14 protein-coding genes are annotated in these 16,167 nt (G+C 66.5%); 3 read left to right on the top strand and 11 right to left on the bottom strand.

Annotated elements, in window-relative coordinates:
• Window positions 1-11: 11 nt before the first annotated feature.
• From RSPPHO_RS04275 to RSPPHO_RS04255, 5 genes are all read right to left on the bottom strand, one after another.
• Window positions 12-1,214: a UbiH/UbiF/VisC/COQ6 family ubiquinone biosynthesis hydroxylase gene (locus RSPPHO_RS04275; protein WP_014414045.1), complete on the bottom strand. Its 1,203-nt coding sequence runs from the start codon at window positions 1,212-1,214 to the stop codon at window positions 12-14.
• Between the two features lie 147 nt (window positions 1,215-1,361).
• Complete coding sequence (locus RSPPHO_RS04270) at window positions 1,362-1,586, bottom strand: Trm112 family protein (protein ID WP_014414044.1); 225 nt, start codon at window positions 1,584-1,586, stop codon at window positions 1,362-1,364.
• 33 nt (window positions 1,587-1,619) lie between these two features.
• The gene (locus tag RSPPHO_RS04265) at window positions 1,620-2,273 is read right to left on the bottom strand and encodes an LON peptidase substrate-binding domain-containing protein (RefSeq protein WP_014414043.1); all 654 of its coding nucleotides are present in this window, start codon (window positions 2,271-2,273) and stop codon (window positions 1,620-1,622) included.
• Window positions 2,274-2,322: 49 nt separating this feature from the next.
• Window positions 2,323-3,249 carry a thioredoxin gene (gene trxA / locus RSPPHO_RS04260; RefSeq protein WP_014414042.1) on the bottom strand — a complete coding sequence of 309 codons (927 nt, stop codon included), beginning with the start codon at window positions 3,247-3,249 and terminating at the stop codon, window positions 2,323-2,325.
• A gap of 178 nt (window positions 3,250-3,427) precedes the next feature.
• A complete protein-coding gene (locus tag RSPPHO_RS04255; protein WP_422610582.1) occupies window positions 3,428-5,290 on the bottom strand; it encodes an HD domain-containing phosphohydrolase in 1,863 nt (620 codons plus the stop codon).
• A 351-nt stretch (window positions 5,291-5,641) separates the two neighbouring features.
• Here RSPPHO_RS04255 and RSPPHO_RS04250 point away from each other — a divergent pair, with 351 nt between their 5' ends.
• Both RSPPHO_RS04250 and RSPPHO_RS04245 read left to right on the top strand, forming a co-directional pair.
• Window positions 5,642-7,171, top strand: coding sequence for a UbiD family decarboxylase (locus RSPPHO_RS04250; protein WP_041794138.1), 1,530 nt, complete (start codon window positions 5,642-5,644; stop codon window positions 7,169-7,171).
• A gap of 98 nt (window positions 7,172-7,269) precedes the next feature.
• Window positions 7,270-7,893, top strand: coding sequence for a LysE family translocator (locus tag RSPPHO_RS04245; RefSeq protein ID WP_014414039.1), 624 nt, complete (start codon window positions 7,270-7,272; stop codon window positions 7,891-7,893).
• A gap of 50 nt (window positions 7,894-7,943) precedes the next feature.
• Here RSPPHO_RS04245 and RSPPHO_RS17555 read toward each other — a convergent pair whose 3' ends face one another.
• From RSPPHO_RS17555 to RSPPHO_RS20860, 5 genes are all read right to left on the bottom strand, one after another.
• Entirely contained in the window at window positions 7,944-10,058 is a 2,115-nt protein-coding gene (locus RSPPHO_RS17555) for a methyl-accepting chemotaxis protein (RefSeq protein WP_051013648.1), read from the bottom strand.
• Between the two features lie 296 nt (window positions 10,059-10,354).
• On the bottom strand, window positions 10,355-11,251 hold the full coding sequence (gene ubiV, locus RSPPHO_RS04235) for a ubiquinone anaerobic biosynthesis protein UbiV (RefSeq protein ID WP_041794135.1): 897 nt from the start codon (window positions 11,249-11,251) through the stop codon (window positions 10,355-10,357).
• Window positions 11,252-11,273: 22 nt separating this feature from the next.
• The gene (ubiU, locus tag RSPPHO_RS19685) at window positions 11,274-12,299 is read right to left on the bottom strand and encodes a ubiquinone anaerobic biosynthesis protein UbiU (protein WP_051013645.1); all 1,026 of its coding nucleotides are present in this window, start codon (window positions 12,297-12,299) and stop codon (window positions 11,274-11,276) included.
• Complete coding sequence (locus tag RSPPHO_RS04225; RefSeq protein ID WP_014414034.1) at window positions 12,292-12,765, bottom strand: SCP2 sterol-binding domain-containing protein; 474 nt, start codon at window positions 12,763-12,765, stop codon at window positions 12,292-12,294. Before RSPPHO_RS04225 ends, ubiU begins: the two co-directional genes overlap by 8 nt.
• Complete coding sequence (locus RSPPHO_RS20860; RefSeq protein ID WP_242390565.1) at window positions 12,750-13,169, bottom strand: hypothetical protein; 420 nt, start codon at window positions 13,167-13,169, stop codon at window positions 12,750-12,752. The genes RSPPHO_RS04225 and RSPPHO_RS20860 overlap by 16 nt, the downstream gene beginning before the upstream one ends.
• Before the next feature lie 370 nt (window positions 13,170-13,539).
• Here RSPPHO_RS20860 and RSPPHO_RS04220 point away from each other — a divergent pair, with 370 nt between their 5' ends.
• Window positions 13,540-15,171 (top strand): sigma-54 interaction domain-containing protein, encoded by a 1,632-nt coding sequence (locus RSPPHO_RS04220; protein ID WP_014414033.1) that lies wholly within the window; start codon window positions 13,540-13,542, stop codon window positions 15,169-15,171.
• A 10-nt stretch (window positions 15,172-15,181) separates the two neighbouring features.
• Here RSPPHO_RS04220 and RSPPHO_RS04215 read toward each other — a convergent pair whose 3' ends face one another.
• The gene (locus RSPPHO_RS04215; protein ID WP_041794133.1) at window positions 15,182-16,063 is read right to left on the bottom strand and encodes a LysR family transcriptional regulator; all 882 of its coding nucleotides are present in this window, start codon (window positions 16,061-16,063) and stop codon (window positions 15,182-15,184) included.
• Window positions 16,064-16,167 lie beyond the last annotated feature (104 nt).

Below are 16,167 nucleotides of genomic sequence, written 5' to 3'. Positions count from 1 at the left end.
TTCCTGTCTTTCTAGAGGGGCGTGCCCCGTAAGAGCTTCGGCACCGGGCCAATGGCCCGCCGTCCCATGGCATGGTCACGCAGAATGCCTTTCAGCGGACCGATCCGGTTGACAGCGGCCAGTCCCAGGCGCCGGGCTACGCGCACCGGCGCAATGTCGTTGGAAAATAGGCGGACCAGGGCATCCGTGGCCGCCAGCATGACAAAAGTGTCGGGCCGGCGCCACGCCTGATAGGCGGCCAGGGCCGAGGCGTCCCCCGGGTCGCGGCCCAGACGGTGTCCCTCCACCAAAATCTCGGTCAAGGCCGCCACATCGCGCAGGCCGTAATTGAAGCCCTGACCCGCCACCGGGTGCATGCCATGGGCGGCGTCCCCCACCAGAACCAAACGTCTCTCCACCAGCCGCTCGGCGACGCTGAACCCCAGGGGGTAGGCAAAGGCCCGGCCTTCCAGGGTCAAGGGGCCCAGGAAATCGCCGAACCGGTGAGCCAACTCCCCCAAGAACCGTGCCGGGGGCAGGGCCAGCAGGTCGGTCACCCAGGCCGCCCGCTCGCTCCACACCACCAAGGACCGCCGGCCGGGCAGGGGGAGGATGGCAAACGGTCCTCCGGGCAAGAACAGTTCCACGGCCAAGCCATCATGCGGCTCGGCATGGCCCACCGTCTGGACCAGGGCGCTCTGGCCGTAGGTCCGCCGGGTGAGGCCGATGGCCGCCTCGGTGCGCACCTGGGAGTCCCGGCCATCGGCCCCGACCACCAGGGCAGCCTGGATCCGCTGCCCGGTGTCTAAGGTGGCCTCGACCCGATCGGTGTGGCGTTCCAGGTGGCGCAGGCGGGCCGGGGCGAGCACGGTGGCGGCGGGCAGGGCGGCGAGGCGGGCAAACAGGGCGCGGCGCACACTGCGGTTCTCGACCATGACCCCCAGGGGGCCGGGGCCGTCGAAATCGAGGATCTGGGGCGCGTGGTTGTCGCAGACGCGGATGTCGGTGATCGGTTGGCTGCCCGGGGCGAGGGGCGCCCACAGGTCCAGCGCCTCGAAAAGGGCGCGGCTGCTCAGGGCCAAGGCCGACCAGCGGCCATCGGCCTCGGCGGCCAGCAAGGTTTCGGGTGCCGTGGCATCGACCACCGCCACCGAGACGCCCGAGCGGGCCAAGGCGCAGGCCAAGGTGCCGCCGACGAGGCCCCCGCCGATGATCAAGACATCTTTGGTCAGCATGAACCGGTACTCCCTGGTCGGGAGGCCTGGGCGAGAGGTGCCAGGGCCCTGGCGGTTCTACGGGCTGGGGGCGAATTTGGACCAGAAGGGAAGAAAAGGCTGGGGAGGCGGGCCTCCCCAGACCCCTCCATTCCTAAAGAAGGAGGGTTAGACCGAGGGGGTCATATCCGGGCCGGCGCTGGCGGCGTCGCCCAGCACGCGGGCTTCGTCCACCAGCATCACCGGGATGCCATCGCGGATGGGGAAGGCGAGGCCGCCGACGTCATCGACCAGTTCCTGGGCCTCGGCATCGTAGCGCAGCGGATTCTGCGAGCCCGGCGCCACCAGCAGGTCGAGCAGCTTGGGATCGGTCGGGCGCACGCTTGTGGTCATGGAAGGGTTCCTTGAGCGAAAGGGGAGGGAGGCTTACTGCCTTGAGCCCCCGGTTATTGGCGAGGCCGCGCCAATACGCAACAGGCTGGTCAACAGCGTGGCTCGCTCGGCGGGGGTCGGGGCCTCGAGGAGGGCCTGTTTTTCGCTGGGTTCAAAGGGGCAGGCCATGGCCAGGGAGGTGACCAGGGCCTCACGCGGGATCTCGCGCAAGGCCTTCCAGTCCAGATTAAGGCCGTTGGCCTCGGCATAGGCCTTGAGCACCGGCATGAAGTCGGGGTCGGGGCTGGGGGCGGTCGGCGCCGGCTGCATGTCGGCGGCAAACGGGGTGTAGTCCACGGCAAAGCGCCGATAGCCGCGGTGCAGCTCCTTTTCTTCGAGCAACTTCAGGCGGCACACCCCCTCCAAGGTGATGCCCAGCCGCCCGTCGCCGGTCTCGACGAACGACACCACCCGTCCCAGGCAGGCCACGCTATAAAGCGGCGACGGATCTTGGGTCGGATCGCGGGGCTGGCCCATGGCGAACAAGCGGCCTTGCCCCAGGCAATCCAGGGTCATGGCCAGATACCGGGGTTCGAAAATGGTAAGCGGTAAATGCCCTTCCGGCAGGAGCAAGGCGCCCGTTAAGGGAAACACGGGAACAACGGACGGCAGGTCCTCAAACCGAGGTTGAAAGAAGTGGCTGCTCATGCGCGAACTCTTCCTTTCTCATCGGGAAGGGCCTAGCCGTCCCAGGGGGTCAGGAAAACAAGATCGACGACAGCTTGCGCCGCCCGCTGACCGTGACCGGGTGGGTGGGGCCCAGGGCCTCCCAGAACTTGAGAAGCTGCACCCGCGCGGCTCCTTCGTTCCAGGTGCGGTCGCGGCGCAGGGATTCCAAGAGCTGATCGCACGCCCCTTGTGCGTCGCCCCGGGCAAACAGGGCCTCGGCCAGGGCAAGCCGGCTGTCGTGGTCAGCGGGATCAGCCTCCAGGCGGGCCAGCAACGGCCGGGGATCGGGGGCATGCTGGGCCCGTTCGGCCAAGTCCAAGGCGGTGCGCACGGCGGTGATGTCGGCGTGGGTGGCCAGGGGCGGCTCTAGGGCGTCGAGGACCTCGCGCACGGCCTCAATTTCGCCGAACGCCAACTGGCAGCGCAGCACACCGGCCAGCGCGCCCGGGTGGGCCTGATCGACGCTCAGGATGTCCTGAAACGCGTTCATGGCTTCCTCGGGGTTGCCGGCATCGAGCAAGGCGCGCCCCTCGGCCATCACGGCGTCCACATCCAGGCCGGGACCGCCGTCCAGCCGGTCGATGAAGGCCTTGAGCTGGCTCTCGGGCAGGGCGCCCATGAAGCCGTCCAGCGGCTTGCCGTTCAGGAAAGCGTAGACCGTGGGGATGGACTGGACCCGGAACTGGGCGGCGAGGCTCTGGTTTTCGTCCACGTTGATCTTGACCAAGCGCACCCGGCCGTTGCGCTGCTTGACCAGCTTTTCCAGCGCCGGCCCCAGGGTTTTGCACGGGCCACACCACGGCGCCCAGAAGTCAACGATGACCGGGCCGTTGCGGCTGGCTTCGAGAACGTCGGCGACAAAGCGGCTGGTGTCGGACTCGATCACCAGGGGCGGCGCAAATCCACCGGCGCCGGCGGGCGTGGTGGGAGCGTTCGCAGTAAAAATCGAGGACATGCGCAGACGGTTCCTTCACAAGATGCGGAGGGCTGGAGGCCAAGCCCTCCCTTATCTGTCGTGTTCTTGCCCTTGGCGCAAGGGGGAGGAGGGGCTGGGGCTTCATGGAGAGGGAAAACAAAAAAGGTAGGCTGGGGAGGCGGGGCCTCCCCAGACCCCTCCACTCCTGGGGGAGTCCTCAAGCCGGGGCGGCGGTCGGCCGCAGGTAGCGGCCAATATCCACGTCGTCGATCTGATCCGGCCGCAGATACTGCTCGCCATACTGGCGGTAGACCCCCGAGGTCAGGAACAGCTCGAAGACATCGGGATCCACGTGCTTGTCCTTGGCCATGAACGACAGAATCTTGACCGATTCCGAAAGCGTCTTGGGCTTTTTGTAGGGGCGGTCGGCGGCGGTAAGGGCCTCGAAGATATCGGCCACCGCCATGATGCGGGCCGGCACCGAGAGTTTGTCCGGGGGCAAGCGACGGGGATAGCCGGAGCCGTCCATTTTTTCGTGGTGGTTGCCGGCAATCTCGGGCATGCGGCTCAACTGACGCGGCAAGGGGAGGCTGGAGAGCATGATGATCGTTTGCACGATATGCTCGTTGATCTTGAAGCGTTCCTCTTCTGTCAGGGTGCCGCGCCGGATCGAGAGGTTATAAACCTCGCCAAAATTGTAGGCATGCTCCGGCACCGTCATGTCGAAGCCCCAGGTGTTGCGCGGATCGTCTTTTTGCACCGGCGGTTTGCGGCTGCCCCAGGGCACCACGTGCTCGGGGCGGTCGGCCAGCAGCGGCTCGACGGCCGGGGCCGGGACGGCGGGCAAGCCCTCCAGGCGCAGTTCCTCGACCGGCGAGAGGCCCAGGCGGTCGTCGAAGTGGCGAACCCAAGGCGTTGCCGCCAGGGTTTTCAGACGCTCCACATCGGCATCGGCCATGAACTCGCCGCCGACATTGCTGCGGGCAATAAAGGCGAAGTCGTCTTGCAACTGGGCCTGACGCGCGTGCTTCGCCGCCTCCACCGCCGCGGGATCGGCGCCGTCAAGACGGGCCTGGAGCGCCTCGATCTCGGCATCGCGCCACAGGACCTCGAAGCGGGTGCGCACCTCGTGGATCCGGTTGTGAATGGTCTCCAGCTTGGTGGCCTTGTCCACCACGTATTCCGGGCTGGTGATCTTGCCGCAATCGTGCAGCCAGCCGGCCAGCGTGAACTCGTAGCGCTCGTCCTCGTTCATGCTGAAGCGGGCGAACGGGCCCTCGGTGGCCTCGGCGGCCTTTTGCACCAGCATGGAGGCCAGTTCGGGCACGCGATCGCAGTGGCCGCTGGTGTAGGGCGATTTGGCGTCGATGGCGCCGGCCAGCAGTTTGATCAAGCTGTCGAGCAAGCGGCGCTGGGCGGCAATGAGCACCTGATTGTCCAAGGCGACCGCCGCCTGGCTGGCCAGGGCCTCAATGATCTGCTGGACGTCCCGGCCAAAGGGGATAACCGTGCCGTGGGGATCTTGCGCATTGATCAACTGCAAGACCCCGATCACCTCGTCCTTATGATTGCGCAAGGGGATGGTCAGAAAGGACTTGGAACGGTAGCCGGTGGTTTGGTCGAATTTTTTGGTGCCGGAAAAGTCATAGTCATGGGAATCATAGGCGTCGGCAATATTGATGGTGCGACCATCGAGAAGGGCCGAGGTGCATACATTATGATAATTGGGCTCGCCCGTGTCGGGCTGATAGATGTTCAAAGGCGGAAACGGGATGGCCTTGCCGGTGGTCCCCCCCATCGCGACGTTGAGACTGTCGTTGCGCATGATCACAAAGCGCAACTGCCGCATGTCGTCGGTGCGCAGGTACAAGGTGCCGCCATCGGCGTTGGTCAGGGATTTGGCTTCCAACAAAATGCGCTCGACCAACACATCGTGGTCGCGCTCGGCCGAGAGGGCGATGCCGGCCTCGATCAGGCGGCGCAGGTGGTCGCGCGAGCGGCTGCSCCCCCAAGGGCGGCGGAGCGGCTGGGGCGTCGTTGGTGGGGTCCGGGGCCTCTGGACTGTCCGCCGGGTCATCATCCCAGCGGGGTTTGTTGGCCGGAAACGGCCCCGCTTGGCGCAGTGCATTTCGTAGAAGATCCGCCGTCCCCATCTCCACCCCCCCTTTGCATCGTGGGTGTTTGTTTGTTTCGCCATCCCGTCGGGCGGTTGACGTATAGGGCGTTTATGGTCGCAGATCCAGGACGGCGGGTCCAGGAGGCAGGTCCAAAAGGGAAGGCTGGGGAAGGCGCGGCCTCCCCAGCCCCCCGGTCCCATTGACTCCGCGGACGACGCCATGCCCCAGGAATGGAGGGGGCTGCTTGACGGCTTGGGCCAGGGGGTCGTTTAGTGCCAAGATTGCTTGTTGATCCCGTGCTCTGGAGTCCCTCCATGCCCTATGACAGTCTGCGCGAATTCATGACCTTGCTGGAGGCGAAAGGGCTTCTGGTCCGGGTCACGGCGCCGGTGTCGCCCCATCTGGAAATGACCGAAATCCAGACCCGCCTGCTGGCCGAGCAGGGGCCGGCGGTGTTGTTTGAAAACCCGATCCGGCCCGACGGCACCCCTTATGCGATGCCGGTGCTGGTCAACCTGTTTGGCACCGTCGAGCGGGTGGCGCTGGGCATGCAACGCACCCCGGAGCAACTGCGCGAGGTCGGCGAGACCCTGGCCTTTCTCAAGCAGCCCGAGCCGCCCGCCGCCTTGCGCGATGCCCTGGAACTGATGCCCCTGGTCCGGTCGGTCATGGCCATGAAGCCGCGCACCGTCTCGCGCCCGCCGTGTCAGGAAATCGTCTGGAAGGGCGACGACATCGACCTGTCGCGCCTGCCCATCCAGACCTGTTGGCCGGGCGAGCCGGCGCCGCTCATTACGTGGCCGTTGGTGGTGACACGCGGGCCGCATGCCGAGGGGCCGGGCGCCAAGCGCGAGGATGCCTTTAACCTCGGCATCTATCGCATGCAGGTGACCGGCAAAAACACCACCTTGATGCGCTGGCTCAAGCACCGCGGCGGTGCCCAGCACTGGCAGCGCTGGAAAGCCGAGCGCCAGGAGCCGTTGCCGGCGGCGGTGGTGATTGGCGCCGATCCCGGGACCATCCTGGCCGCCGTCACCCCGGTGCCCGATACCCTCTCCGAGTACCAGTTCGCTGGCCTGCTGCGCGGGCGCAAGGTGGAGTTGGCCGACTGCGTGAGCGTGCCTCTCAAGGTGCCGGCCACCGCCGAGATCGTTCTGGAAGGCCACGTCATGCTCGACGAGTACGGCGACGAGGGGCCCTATGGCGATCATACCGGCTATTACAACGCGGTCGAACCGTTCCCGGTGTTTCGCATTTCCGCCGTGACCATGCGGCGCAACCCCATTTATCTCTCGACCTTCACCGGTCGCCCGCCCGATGAGCCGGCGGTGCTGGCCGAGGCGCTCAACGAGGTCTTCATCCCGCTGCTCATCCAGCAGTTCCCGGAAATCGTTGATTTCTGGCTGCCGCCCGAGGGATGTAGCTATCGCATTGCCGTGGTCAGCATGCGCAAGGCGTATCCCGGCCATGCCAAGCGGGTGATGATGGGGGTCTGGTCCTTCCTGCGCCAGTTCATGTATACCAAGTTCGTCATTGTCGTGGACGATGACATCAATCCCCGCGACTGGAAGGATGTGATGTGGGCCCTGTCCACGCGCATGGATCCGGGTCGCGATCTTACCGTGGTGACGGGAACCCCCATCGACTACCTCGACTTCGCCAGCCCCGAGAGTAGCCTGGGCGGCAAGATCGGTTTGGATGCGACCAACAAACTGCCGCCCGAAACCCATCGGGAATGGGGACAGGTGCTGCGGATGGGCGATGAGGTCATCGAGCAGGTCACCCGGCGCTGGGACCAATATGGCCTGCCCGGCTCTGGCACCCCGATCTGGAAAAAAAAGTAACCCCGTCGCCGTAAAAGCGACAACGCCGGGACCGAGGGGTCTGGGGAGGCGAGCCTCCCCGGCCTTCCCTTTTCCCGAATCTCTCCCCTGAGGACACGATGTCGGTCTATGACATGCTGCTTTTCCTGCCGGCCGCCATTCTCATGGCGATCCCGCTGGGCCCCAGTAACTTTCTCTCGTTTTCCAATGCGTTGCAGCATGGCGCGGTGCCGGCTGGCATTGCGGGCCTCGCGCGCATCGCCGGCTTTGGCCTGCTGATCGTCATCACGGCGTTTGGCCTGGGCGCCGTGCTGGCTGAGGCCGCTTGGCTGCTGATCGGGATCAAGTGGTTTGGCGTGGCGTATCTGGCGTGGCTGGGCTGGCGCCTGCTGCGCGCTCCGGCCCCCGACCTTGCCGCCGCGCGCCGCACCCGCGCTTCGGTCCCCTTGCGCACCTTGATGCGCCAGGAGTTCACCACCGCCCTGGCCAACCCCAAGGCGATCCTCTACTTCACCGCCGCCTTTCCCCAGTTCATCGGCCACGCCGACAACTTCACCCTGCGCTTCCTGGTGATGGGCGCGATCTATCTGGTGTGCGAATACGCCGCCCTGTGGGGCTATGCCCTGATCGGCAGCGGCCTTGGCCATTCAGGGGTTCTTGATCGCGCCAAAGCGTGGGTAAACCGCGTGACCGGGATCAGCTTCTTTGGCTTCGCCGGCTGGATGGCTTCCTCTGGAAGCTAACGACATCGAGGGGTCTGGGGAGGCCCGCCTCCCCAGCCTTTTTTTCTTCCTTACCCCCGCCCGACAGCGCCGGCTTGGCGAATCCCCACCAAAAACGCCTCAACCTCACGCCGCAAGGTCTCGGCCTCGCGGGCCATGTCGGCTGAGGCCCCCAAAACCTTGTCCCCCGCCTCATCGGTCAGGGCCGCCGTCTGGTTGACCTCGGCCACATTCATCGACACCTCCAACGTTCCGGTCGCCGCCTGCTGCGCATTGCGGCTGATCTCCGAGGTGGTGGCGCTTTGCTCCTCAATGGCGGCGGCAATGGTGCTGGAGATCTCGTTAAGCCGGGCAATGGTGTCGCCCACCGCGTCGATGGCCGAGACGGTGCTGCGGGTTGCGGTTTGCACCGCACTGATTTGAGCGGCAATATCCTCGGTGGCTCGGGCCGTCTGATTGGCCAGGGTCTTGACCTCGCCCGCCACCACGGCAAAGCCCTTGCCCACGTCGCCGGCGCGCGCCGCCTCGATGGTGGCGTTGAGGGCCAGCAGGTTGGTCTGGGCGGCAATGTCTTGAATCAGCCGAACGACCTCGCCGATTTCCCCGACGGCCTGGGCCAGACCGCGTACCGTATCGATGGTTTCCTGGGCGCGGCGCCCCGCTTCGTCCACCACCTCGGTGGAACTGGCCATGCTCCGGCCAATTTCATGGATCGAGGCCAGCATTTGCTCGGCGGCGGCGGCCACGGTCTGGACGTTGGCCGAGGTTTGTTGGGCGGCCGTCGCCGAGGCCCCGGCCTTTTCCTTGGTGCGTTCAGCGATGTCGGTCATCGAGCGGGCGGTGTGGTGCAACTGCGCTGAGGCGCCGGTGACAATATCGAGGATGCGGGTGAAGTCAGCGCCAAACGAGGCGATCAGGCGCTCGATTTCCTGGGTGCGTTGCTCGCGGATTTTTCGCTCGGCCCGGCTGCGCTCTTCCAGCCGCTCGCGTTCGCACATGTTTTCCTTGAAGGTGGCCAGGGCGGTGGCCAGGGCGCCGATCTCGTCGCCGCGCTCGCCATGGGGGATGTGGCCCGAAAGGTCGCCCGCGGCCACGCGCCGGGTGGTTTCGGTCATGGCCCGCAAGGGGATCACCACGCGCCGCTGCACGATCAGGAAGCCGATCACGCTGAACGCCAGAACCAGCGAGATCTTGAGACCGGCCAACCCAAGGCCGCGGGCTGCATCCTCGGTCTTGCTGACTGTTTCGGTGTGGATCTGGGTCAAGATCGCGGTTCCCACGCCATCCAGATCGAGCATGGCCCGGTCGGCGCTGCCGTTGATCTCGCCAATCGCCTGGGGGAGTTCGCCACGCTCGGCAAGACGGGTCAGGGTCTTGTCCAGGACCGCACCATAGTCGGTGAAATACGAGCGCTGGGCTGCCTCAATGGCGGTTCGGATCACCGGTGGGGTGTCGGCACGCGGGGCGGCGTCGCGCAGGGCGCCCCAGGCCCCTTCCAGCCGCCCGCGCGCGGTATGGAGTTTGCCAGCGGTCTCGGGCGTGACTTGGCGGCTGGTCAGGGCAATATCGAACGTCGAGCGCACCCCGGTGAAGTGCCCCCGCGCCGCGATGGCGGCATCCTTCAACGGCAGCAGGCTGCCAAACACCGGATCGGCGCTGCGCAGGGGTTCTAGAAGAGCGTTGGCGATGGAGGTCATCAAGGCCACCGTCGCCAAGCCTTCCTTGGTCCACTCGTCGGTCAGACCAGGGCGCCGGGCGTTTTTGTCTTGCGACAGGGCGGCGTCGATCTCCTGGCGCAACGTATTGACCCGGCCCATGGCCGCTTGAATGTCGGTCGGGCCCAGGCCCGCGGGACAGGGGACCTGGGCGCATACCGTTCGTACCGTGGCGACCACGTCGGCCGAGGCGGCGCGCAGAGCCGGCAAGATTTTGTTCTGGATGTCGGGTTCCGACCCGGCAGGCTGCATCAGGAGGCGATTGGTGTTGCCTCGCTCGGAGCGCAGCGCCTGCATCGCCTTGTAGACCGAGAGCGACGCTTCGGCTGTGGTCTCGCCGGTGCGGCTGACCGACCACAGATGATAATCCTCCAGCGCATCACTCACGATCAAGGCTGTCAGATAGGTGTAGAGAGCGGCGAAAAGCGCGGTCAGCGTTGCCGCGACGCTCAGACTTCGGTTCCCGGCCATTGCGCGTCCTTTGTGCTCCGGGCGAGGGGAGGACCCGGAACCTTGGTTTCCTGGCAGGAGGCGGAAAGGAAGGGCCGGGTCAGGGAATGGACGCAGCCGAGGGCCCGGCGTGCGCCCATGCGAGCGAAACATTTTGAAAGCGATACATTATATTTTAATCGCTAAAACGTCAAGACTCGGCGCGTTCTCTTTAGAGGATCGGCTGTGCGACCAAGAATCGGGACAGACAAAGGCAAAAAAAAAGGCTGGGGAAGCACAGCCTCCCCAGACCCTCGGATTCTGGAAGGAGCCCTTGGTCAGGCGGCCCAGGTCGCGCCTTCAACGCCATAGAAGAAGCCGTTGGCCGGCTCGCGTTCGCCCAACAAGGCAATCATCTGTTCCTCGGCGGCGGCGGGCGTCAGAGCCCCGTCGAGAAGCTGGCGGTAGATCCGGGCCGCGGCGCCCATGTCGAGGTCCAGCGGCGAGAGCCGCAGGCGGTTAACCCCCATGTCCACCAGGGTCGGGATCTCCGCGACCAGCAAGGTCACGGCGTGGGCCTGGGTTTGCAAGCCGTTCAAGGTGAGGAAGCTCTGGCCGTCCAGGGTATCGACGGCCATGCCCTCGTTATCGCGGTCGCACACGTACTGGCAGCCATCCTTGGTCATGCCATAGGCGCGGGCATGGTGGCAGCGGGCCGAGATGGCGAGCGGGGCCTTGCCCAGCACCTCGACCTCGACATCCATGCCCAGTTCACGACCGCGCTTGGCCAGGATGGCAATGGACTTGCGGTCCAGTTCCCAAGGCAGGCAGATCGACATCGCGCCGCGCGCCGCCAGGACCTCCAAGGTGCCCGTGTTGTAGCAGTTGATGTGCGGGCCCACGTAGTGCGGCCGGCCCGAAAGACCGCGCAGGGCGCCGGCGTCGTTGGCTTCGACCTTCAGGGAGGGCTCGCCCGTCAGATCGGCGATGGCCCGGCGCTCGGGATCGGTGGTGGCCAGCGACAGCGTGGAGTGCACCACGGTGCGACCCGCGGCCTCCAGGGCGGCGGCGGCTTCGGCCATCACCGGGCCGTTGATGGCCTGGCGCTTGGCACAAATCGTTTCGCCGATATACACGACATCAAAGGTCGGCTCGGCGGCCACGGCCGCATAAAAGGCCGCGCGCTTGGCGGTGGACCAGTTATAGGTCAGCGGCCCCAGGGCGATTTCAAGCATCAAAGCTGTCTCCTTGCGCCGCTTAACGCCAGTCACGCCGGTACGCACCCTCGGTGCGGCCCTGGCCTTCCATGAGGTGCCGGGTGGCGGGGTCGGCGGTACGGGTTTCGCCGTCGATGGCGGCGCGCAACGAGCGCACGACCTGGGCGACGTAGGCCTTGCCGCGCTGGCGTCCTTCGACCTTGAGCGCCTTGACACCCGCTGCCTTGAGGTCGGGCAAGATGGTGGTGGCGTCGAGGCTGGTGGGATCCTCGAACAGGTGGCCGGACCGGGCCTTGGAGTGGAAACGGCCCTTGCACAAAGTGGGGTAACCCGCCGACTCGCCAGCATCGAAGCGGTTGATGGTGAACTCGCCCAGGCGCGACACCATCACGTCGCCTTCTTGCTCATAGCGCACATGGCTGGCCGGCGAGCACACGCCGTCCTTGTTGGGCGACAAGCCGGTGGCGTAGCTCGACAGGCAGCACCGGCCCTCGGCCATCACGCACAGGCCGCCGAAGACGAACACCTCGGTTTCAATGGGCGCAATGGCCTGGGTCAGCTCGGCGATCTCGGCCACCGACATCACGCGCGGCAGGACCACGCGGCGCACCCCAAAAGCCTCCTGGTAGAACTTGGCGGCTTCGGGATTGGAGGCCGATGCCTGCACCGACAGATGCAAACGCAAGTTCGGGTGCTTCTTGGCGGCATAGGCGGCCAGACCCATGTCGCACAAAATCACCGCCTCGACATCGAGATCAGCGGCCACGTCCACCGCCCGGCGCCAGATCGTGTCGTCGCCAGCGTCGGGGTAGGTGTTGACGGCGATCATGGACTTGACGCCCTTGGCCTTGCAGGTGGCGACCGCCTCGGCCGCTTCCTTTTCGTTGAAGTTCAGGCCAGGGAAGTTGCGGGCGTTGGTGCGGTCACGAAAGCCGAAGTAAATAGCGTCAGCGCCAGCCTCGACGGCCGTCGCCAGCGCCGCTGGCGTGCCAGCCGGACACACAAGCTCAATCGACGTGTCACGCGGTGCCGGGGCAACCGGGTGAAGAGGGGTGATCTCAGCCATGGGCAAGCTCCTCGCGCGAGACGACCTTGGGGCGGCGCCCGGCGGGACCCTGGGTCTCCAGGCGGGTCACCCGGGTGTTCAGGCGGGCCAACTCGCCGCGCAGGGGGCCGAGCAGCAGGGCCTGCGCCTTTTCCAGGTCGGCAGTGGCGCGTTCATGCAGGGGACCCAGCCGGCCCGACAGGCGTTCCACCAGCAGGGCCGCAGGGGTGGGAAGGTCGCGCATCAGGGCGCGAAGGTTCATGCCATTGTCTTCGATGGCGTAGCGGAAGGCCATGACAAGGCCCGTGTCGCCTTCAATGCGCAGGGCCCGGGAGAAAAAAGCACCATCGCCATCGGGGCCGTCCTCGGCGGCCATCAGGTCGAGCAGCACTTCCGGGGCCGCCGAGACAATGGCGGTGGCCAAGCTGTGGTCGGGCCGCTCCAAGAAGACGTCGAGCCCGTTCGGGCCGCCTACGGCGATATCCACGCACCACGGGCCAGCCTACGGGGCGGATCGACAAGCAGCCGGTCAAGCCTTCCAGGACGTCCCGACAGCGGGCCTCCCCAGGCGCGAACCCAACGGCGGAACACGGGCGCGGTGATCGCCCGCATCACGGACAAGGGCAGCGGCGCGCCAACTGCCGCAATCATCAAGGGTGTCAGACCGGACGCGTCGGTCGGTGGTGGGGCGCGTTTTGCCGCCCTCGGCGGGGGGGGCGCGGGCATGTCAAGAAGAGTCGTGTCCAAGACTCCCCCCGCCGAGGGCGGCAAAACGCGCCCCACCACCGGATCGGCCGGTGTCGGCCACGGCACCGCCCCCAAGACAGCCGCGTGGGCCAGCAGCACGCCCCCCAGCACCAGAGCACGGCCTCCCCGCCGGCGCATCGTCATCTCGCCTCCTCGCCCCGACCGGGCCCCAGGGGGAAACCAACCCTTCTCAGGAGATAAAAAGAAGGCCACACCAGTCTGTCTGGTTCTCGCGGGACAGGGACGGGGGCCACCCTCTCGGGAAGACGCGGCGTCGTCCAGCAAAAAAAGAACCAGGGGAGAGCCCCGGCCGCGCAAAGACCGACCGGCCGGCCGCGCCCCCAAAAAAGGTGCACGATCTGCTTGCGTCGGGGCGGGCGGGGAGAGAAAACAACAGCGATCGACCGCGTTATGAACCTCAGGGACATAACGCAGCGACCCAGGACCGGCGGCGCGCCTGGCCCGTCTTGCGCGCCCCCCGCCCCGGTTCGCCAGGGAACGAGGAGCGACGCGCATGAAAACAGGTCCCACGCCAGCGATCGCCGCCAAAGATCCCCCAGCGGCCTTGCCCTCCCGCCCCGCCGACCCGGGCCAGGGCTCTCTTTTGACCTTGCTGTCAGACATCAGCCAAGGCGCCGCCGCCGCCGATGACCTAGGGGCCCTGGTCGCCCTCGTGGTGCGCGGGATGCAAACCCACCTCGGCGTGGTCCGGGGAGGCATGACGCTGGTGGAGCCGGGCACGGCTTTCCCCGACCATGGCGCCGCCCMMGGCCCGGCAGCGGGGGGCGCCGGCTGGAGCTCGTGGGCCCCGGGCGAGGATCTGATTCGCCTCGTGGCGGAAAGTGGCCAGGCACTCATCCGCCCCCTTCGTCACAGCGCCCCCGAGGGAGCCGCCCTGCCCCCTATGCTCTTGTGTGTCCCGATCTTTTCGCACCAAAAGGTTTTAGGGATCCTGGGGGCCGAGGTGGCCTCGCGGCCGCGTGGTGCGCTTTCACAAGACGTGGATGTGCTGCGCATCCTCGCGGCGATCCTTGCGCCGGCCGTGGAAAGGTCCCTTCGGCAGCCCGCGCCCCGGCCTCCGGCCCCGGCCGTGCGGTTTCGTCCCGCCAACATCATCGGGGTCTCGCCCCCCATGCTGGCGGTCTATGACTTGATCCAGAAGGTGGCCCAGACCAAGGCCACCGTCTTGATTTTGGGGGAGAGCGGGGTGGGCAAGGAGTTGGTGGCCGCCGCCATTCACGCCAACAGCCAGGGCGCCCAGGGGCCGTTCGTGACGTTCAACTGTGCCGCCTTGCCGGAAAGCCTGATCGAGAGCGAGCTGTTTGGCCACGAGAAGGGAGCGTTTACCGGTGCCATCGCCCAGCGCAAGGGCCGCTTCGAGCTTGCCGATGGCGGAACCTTGTTTCTCGACGAGGTGGGCGAACTCAGCCTCCCCATGCAAGCCAAGCTATTACGGGTGTTGCAGGACAAGACCTTCGAGCGGGTCGGCGGGCATCGCCCGGTGCGGGTGGATGTCCGCATCATTGCCGCCACCAACCGCAACGTGGCGCGGATGGTCGAGACCAAAACGTTTCGCGATGACCTCTACTATCGCCTCAACGTCTTTCCCCTGACCCTCCCCCCCCTGCGCGAGCGTGGCCACGATGTGGTCTTGCTGGCCAACCACTTCATCCAACGTCATGCCAGCGTCCTGGGCTGTGGGGCCAAGCGCCTGTCTCCCGCCGCGCTCGCCCTGGTGCGGGCCTATTCGTGGCCGGGCAATGTGCGGGAACTGGAAAATGTAATGGAACGCGCGGTCATCTTGTCGGACGACGGGGTGATCCACAGCCACGCCCTGCCCCCCGCGCTCCAGGCACCCGAGGCGACCGGGGCGCTCCAGGGAGGGACCTTGGCGACGAAACTGGACGCGGTCGAGCGCGCGCTGATCTTGGAGGCCCTCCAGGCCCACCACGGCAACATCACCGAGGCGGCTCGGCACCTGGGCCTGACCCGGCGGATCCTCGGCCTGCGCCTGGAGAAGCATGCCCTCTCCTACAAAGCCTTCCGCAAAGGCGGCGTCGAGCCGCCGGGGGCGCCCCCTCGCCCGGGGCAACGGCGCTCGGCGATCCGCTCTTGGGAGGCTGAGGGCGCATGGCCCACGACGTGATGCCCCCCCCTCACTTCAGCAAGGCGAGAAAGGTCTCCAGCACCAAATTGGGTCGGGCCCCTTTCTGAATCACGGCCTGGAAGGCCACGTGGTCGCGGTAGAGATCGGGCCGAAGGGCGCGCATGCGTCCCTGGGCCACCCACTGCCGGGCCATGTGGGTGGGGAGCTGGCCCAGATAACAGCCGGTCAAAATCAGGAAGGCCACACCTTCGCGGTCGCTGGCGGTGGCGGTGACGCGGGCCGGGGCGGTGGTCGGCGCCGGGGAGACGGCCACCATGTCGTAACACGCAAGACGCGCCGGGGTGATCTCGGCCTCGGGCACGGCAAACAAGGGGTGGTCGGCGCCGCAATAAAGCTGGGCCTCCTCGTCATACAGGGCAAACGCCAGCAGCCCCGGCAACGGACGGGTGGCCGGGACCACGCCAATATGCAAACGGCCATCCAGCACGCCGCGCTCAATGTCGGGCGGCGGCATCATGCGAATGGCCACGTGCACGTCGGGGCCGCGTTCCTTGAGACCACGCAGCGCATGGGTCACGCGCATATGGGGCAGCGTCACCAGATTGTCGGTGATGCCAATGGTCAAGGTGCCGCGCAGACGGGCGTGCAGGGCATGAATTTCTCCACGAAAACTCTCGGCGGCCGCAAGCAGGCGTTGCGCCGCTTCGTGCACCGCCTTGCCGTCGTCCGACAGGCGAAAACCGGCTCGGCCCCGCCGACACAGGCTCAGGCCCAGGCGTTGCTCCAGATCGGCCATGTGCAGGCTGACCGCGGCGCGGCTGATGTTGAGTTCCACGGCGGCCGCCGAGAAGCCGCCACAGGCCACCACGGTGAGGAAAACCCGTAACAGGCGCAGGTCCACATCGGTCAGGGCGGGCAGGGCGGCGGCCATGGGTAAGCGTTCCTTTGCCTGAAGATTGGGAAGTTCAGATTTAACAGATATGAAAGGCTGGGCACACTCCGGTCTCGGCTTCGGGGGAGTCGGGGAAGGGAAGG

The organism is Pararhodospirillum photometricum DSM 122 (genome assembly GCF_000284415.1).
Lineage (GTDB): Bacteria > Pseudomonadota > Alphaproteobacteria > Rhodospirillales > Rhodospirillaceae > Pararhodospirillum > Pararhodospirillum photometricum.
This window is presented reverse-complemented; position numbering and strand designations above follow the sequence as displayed.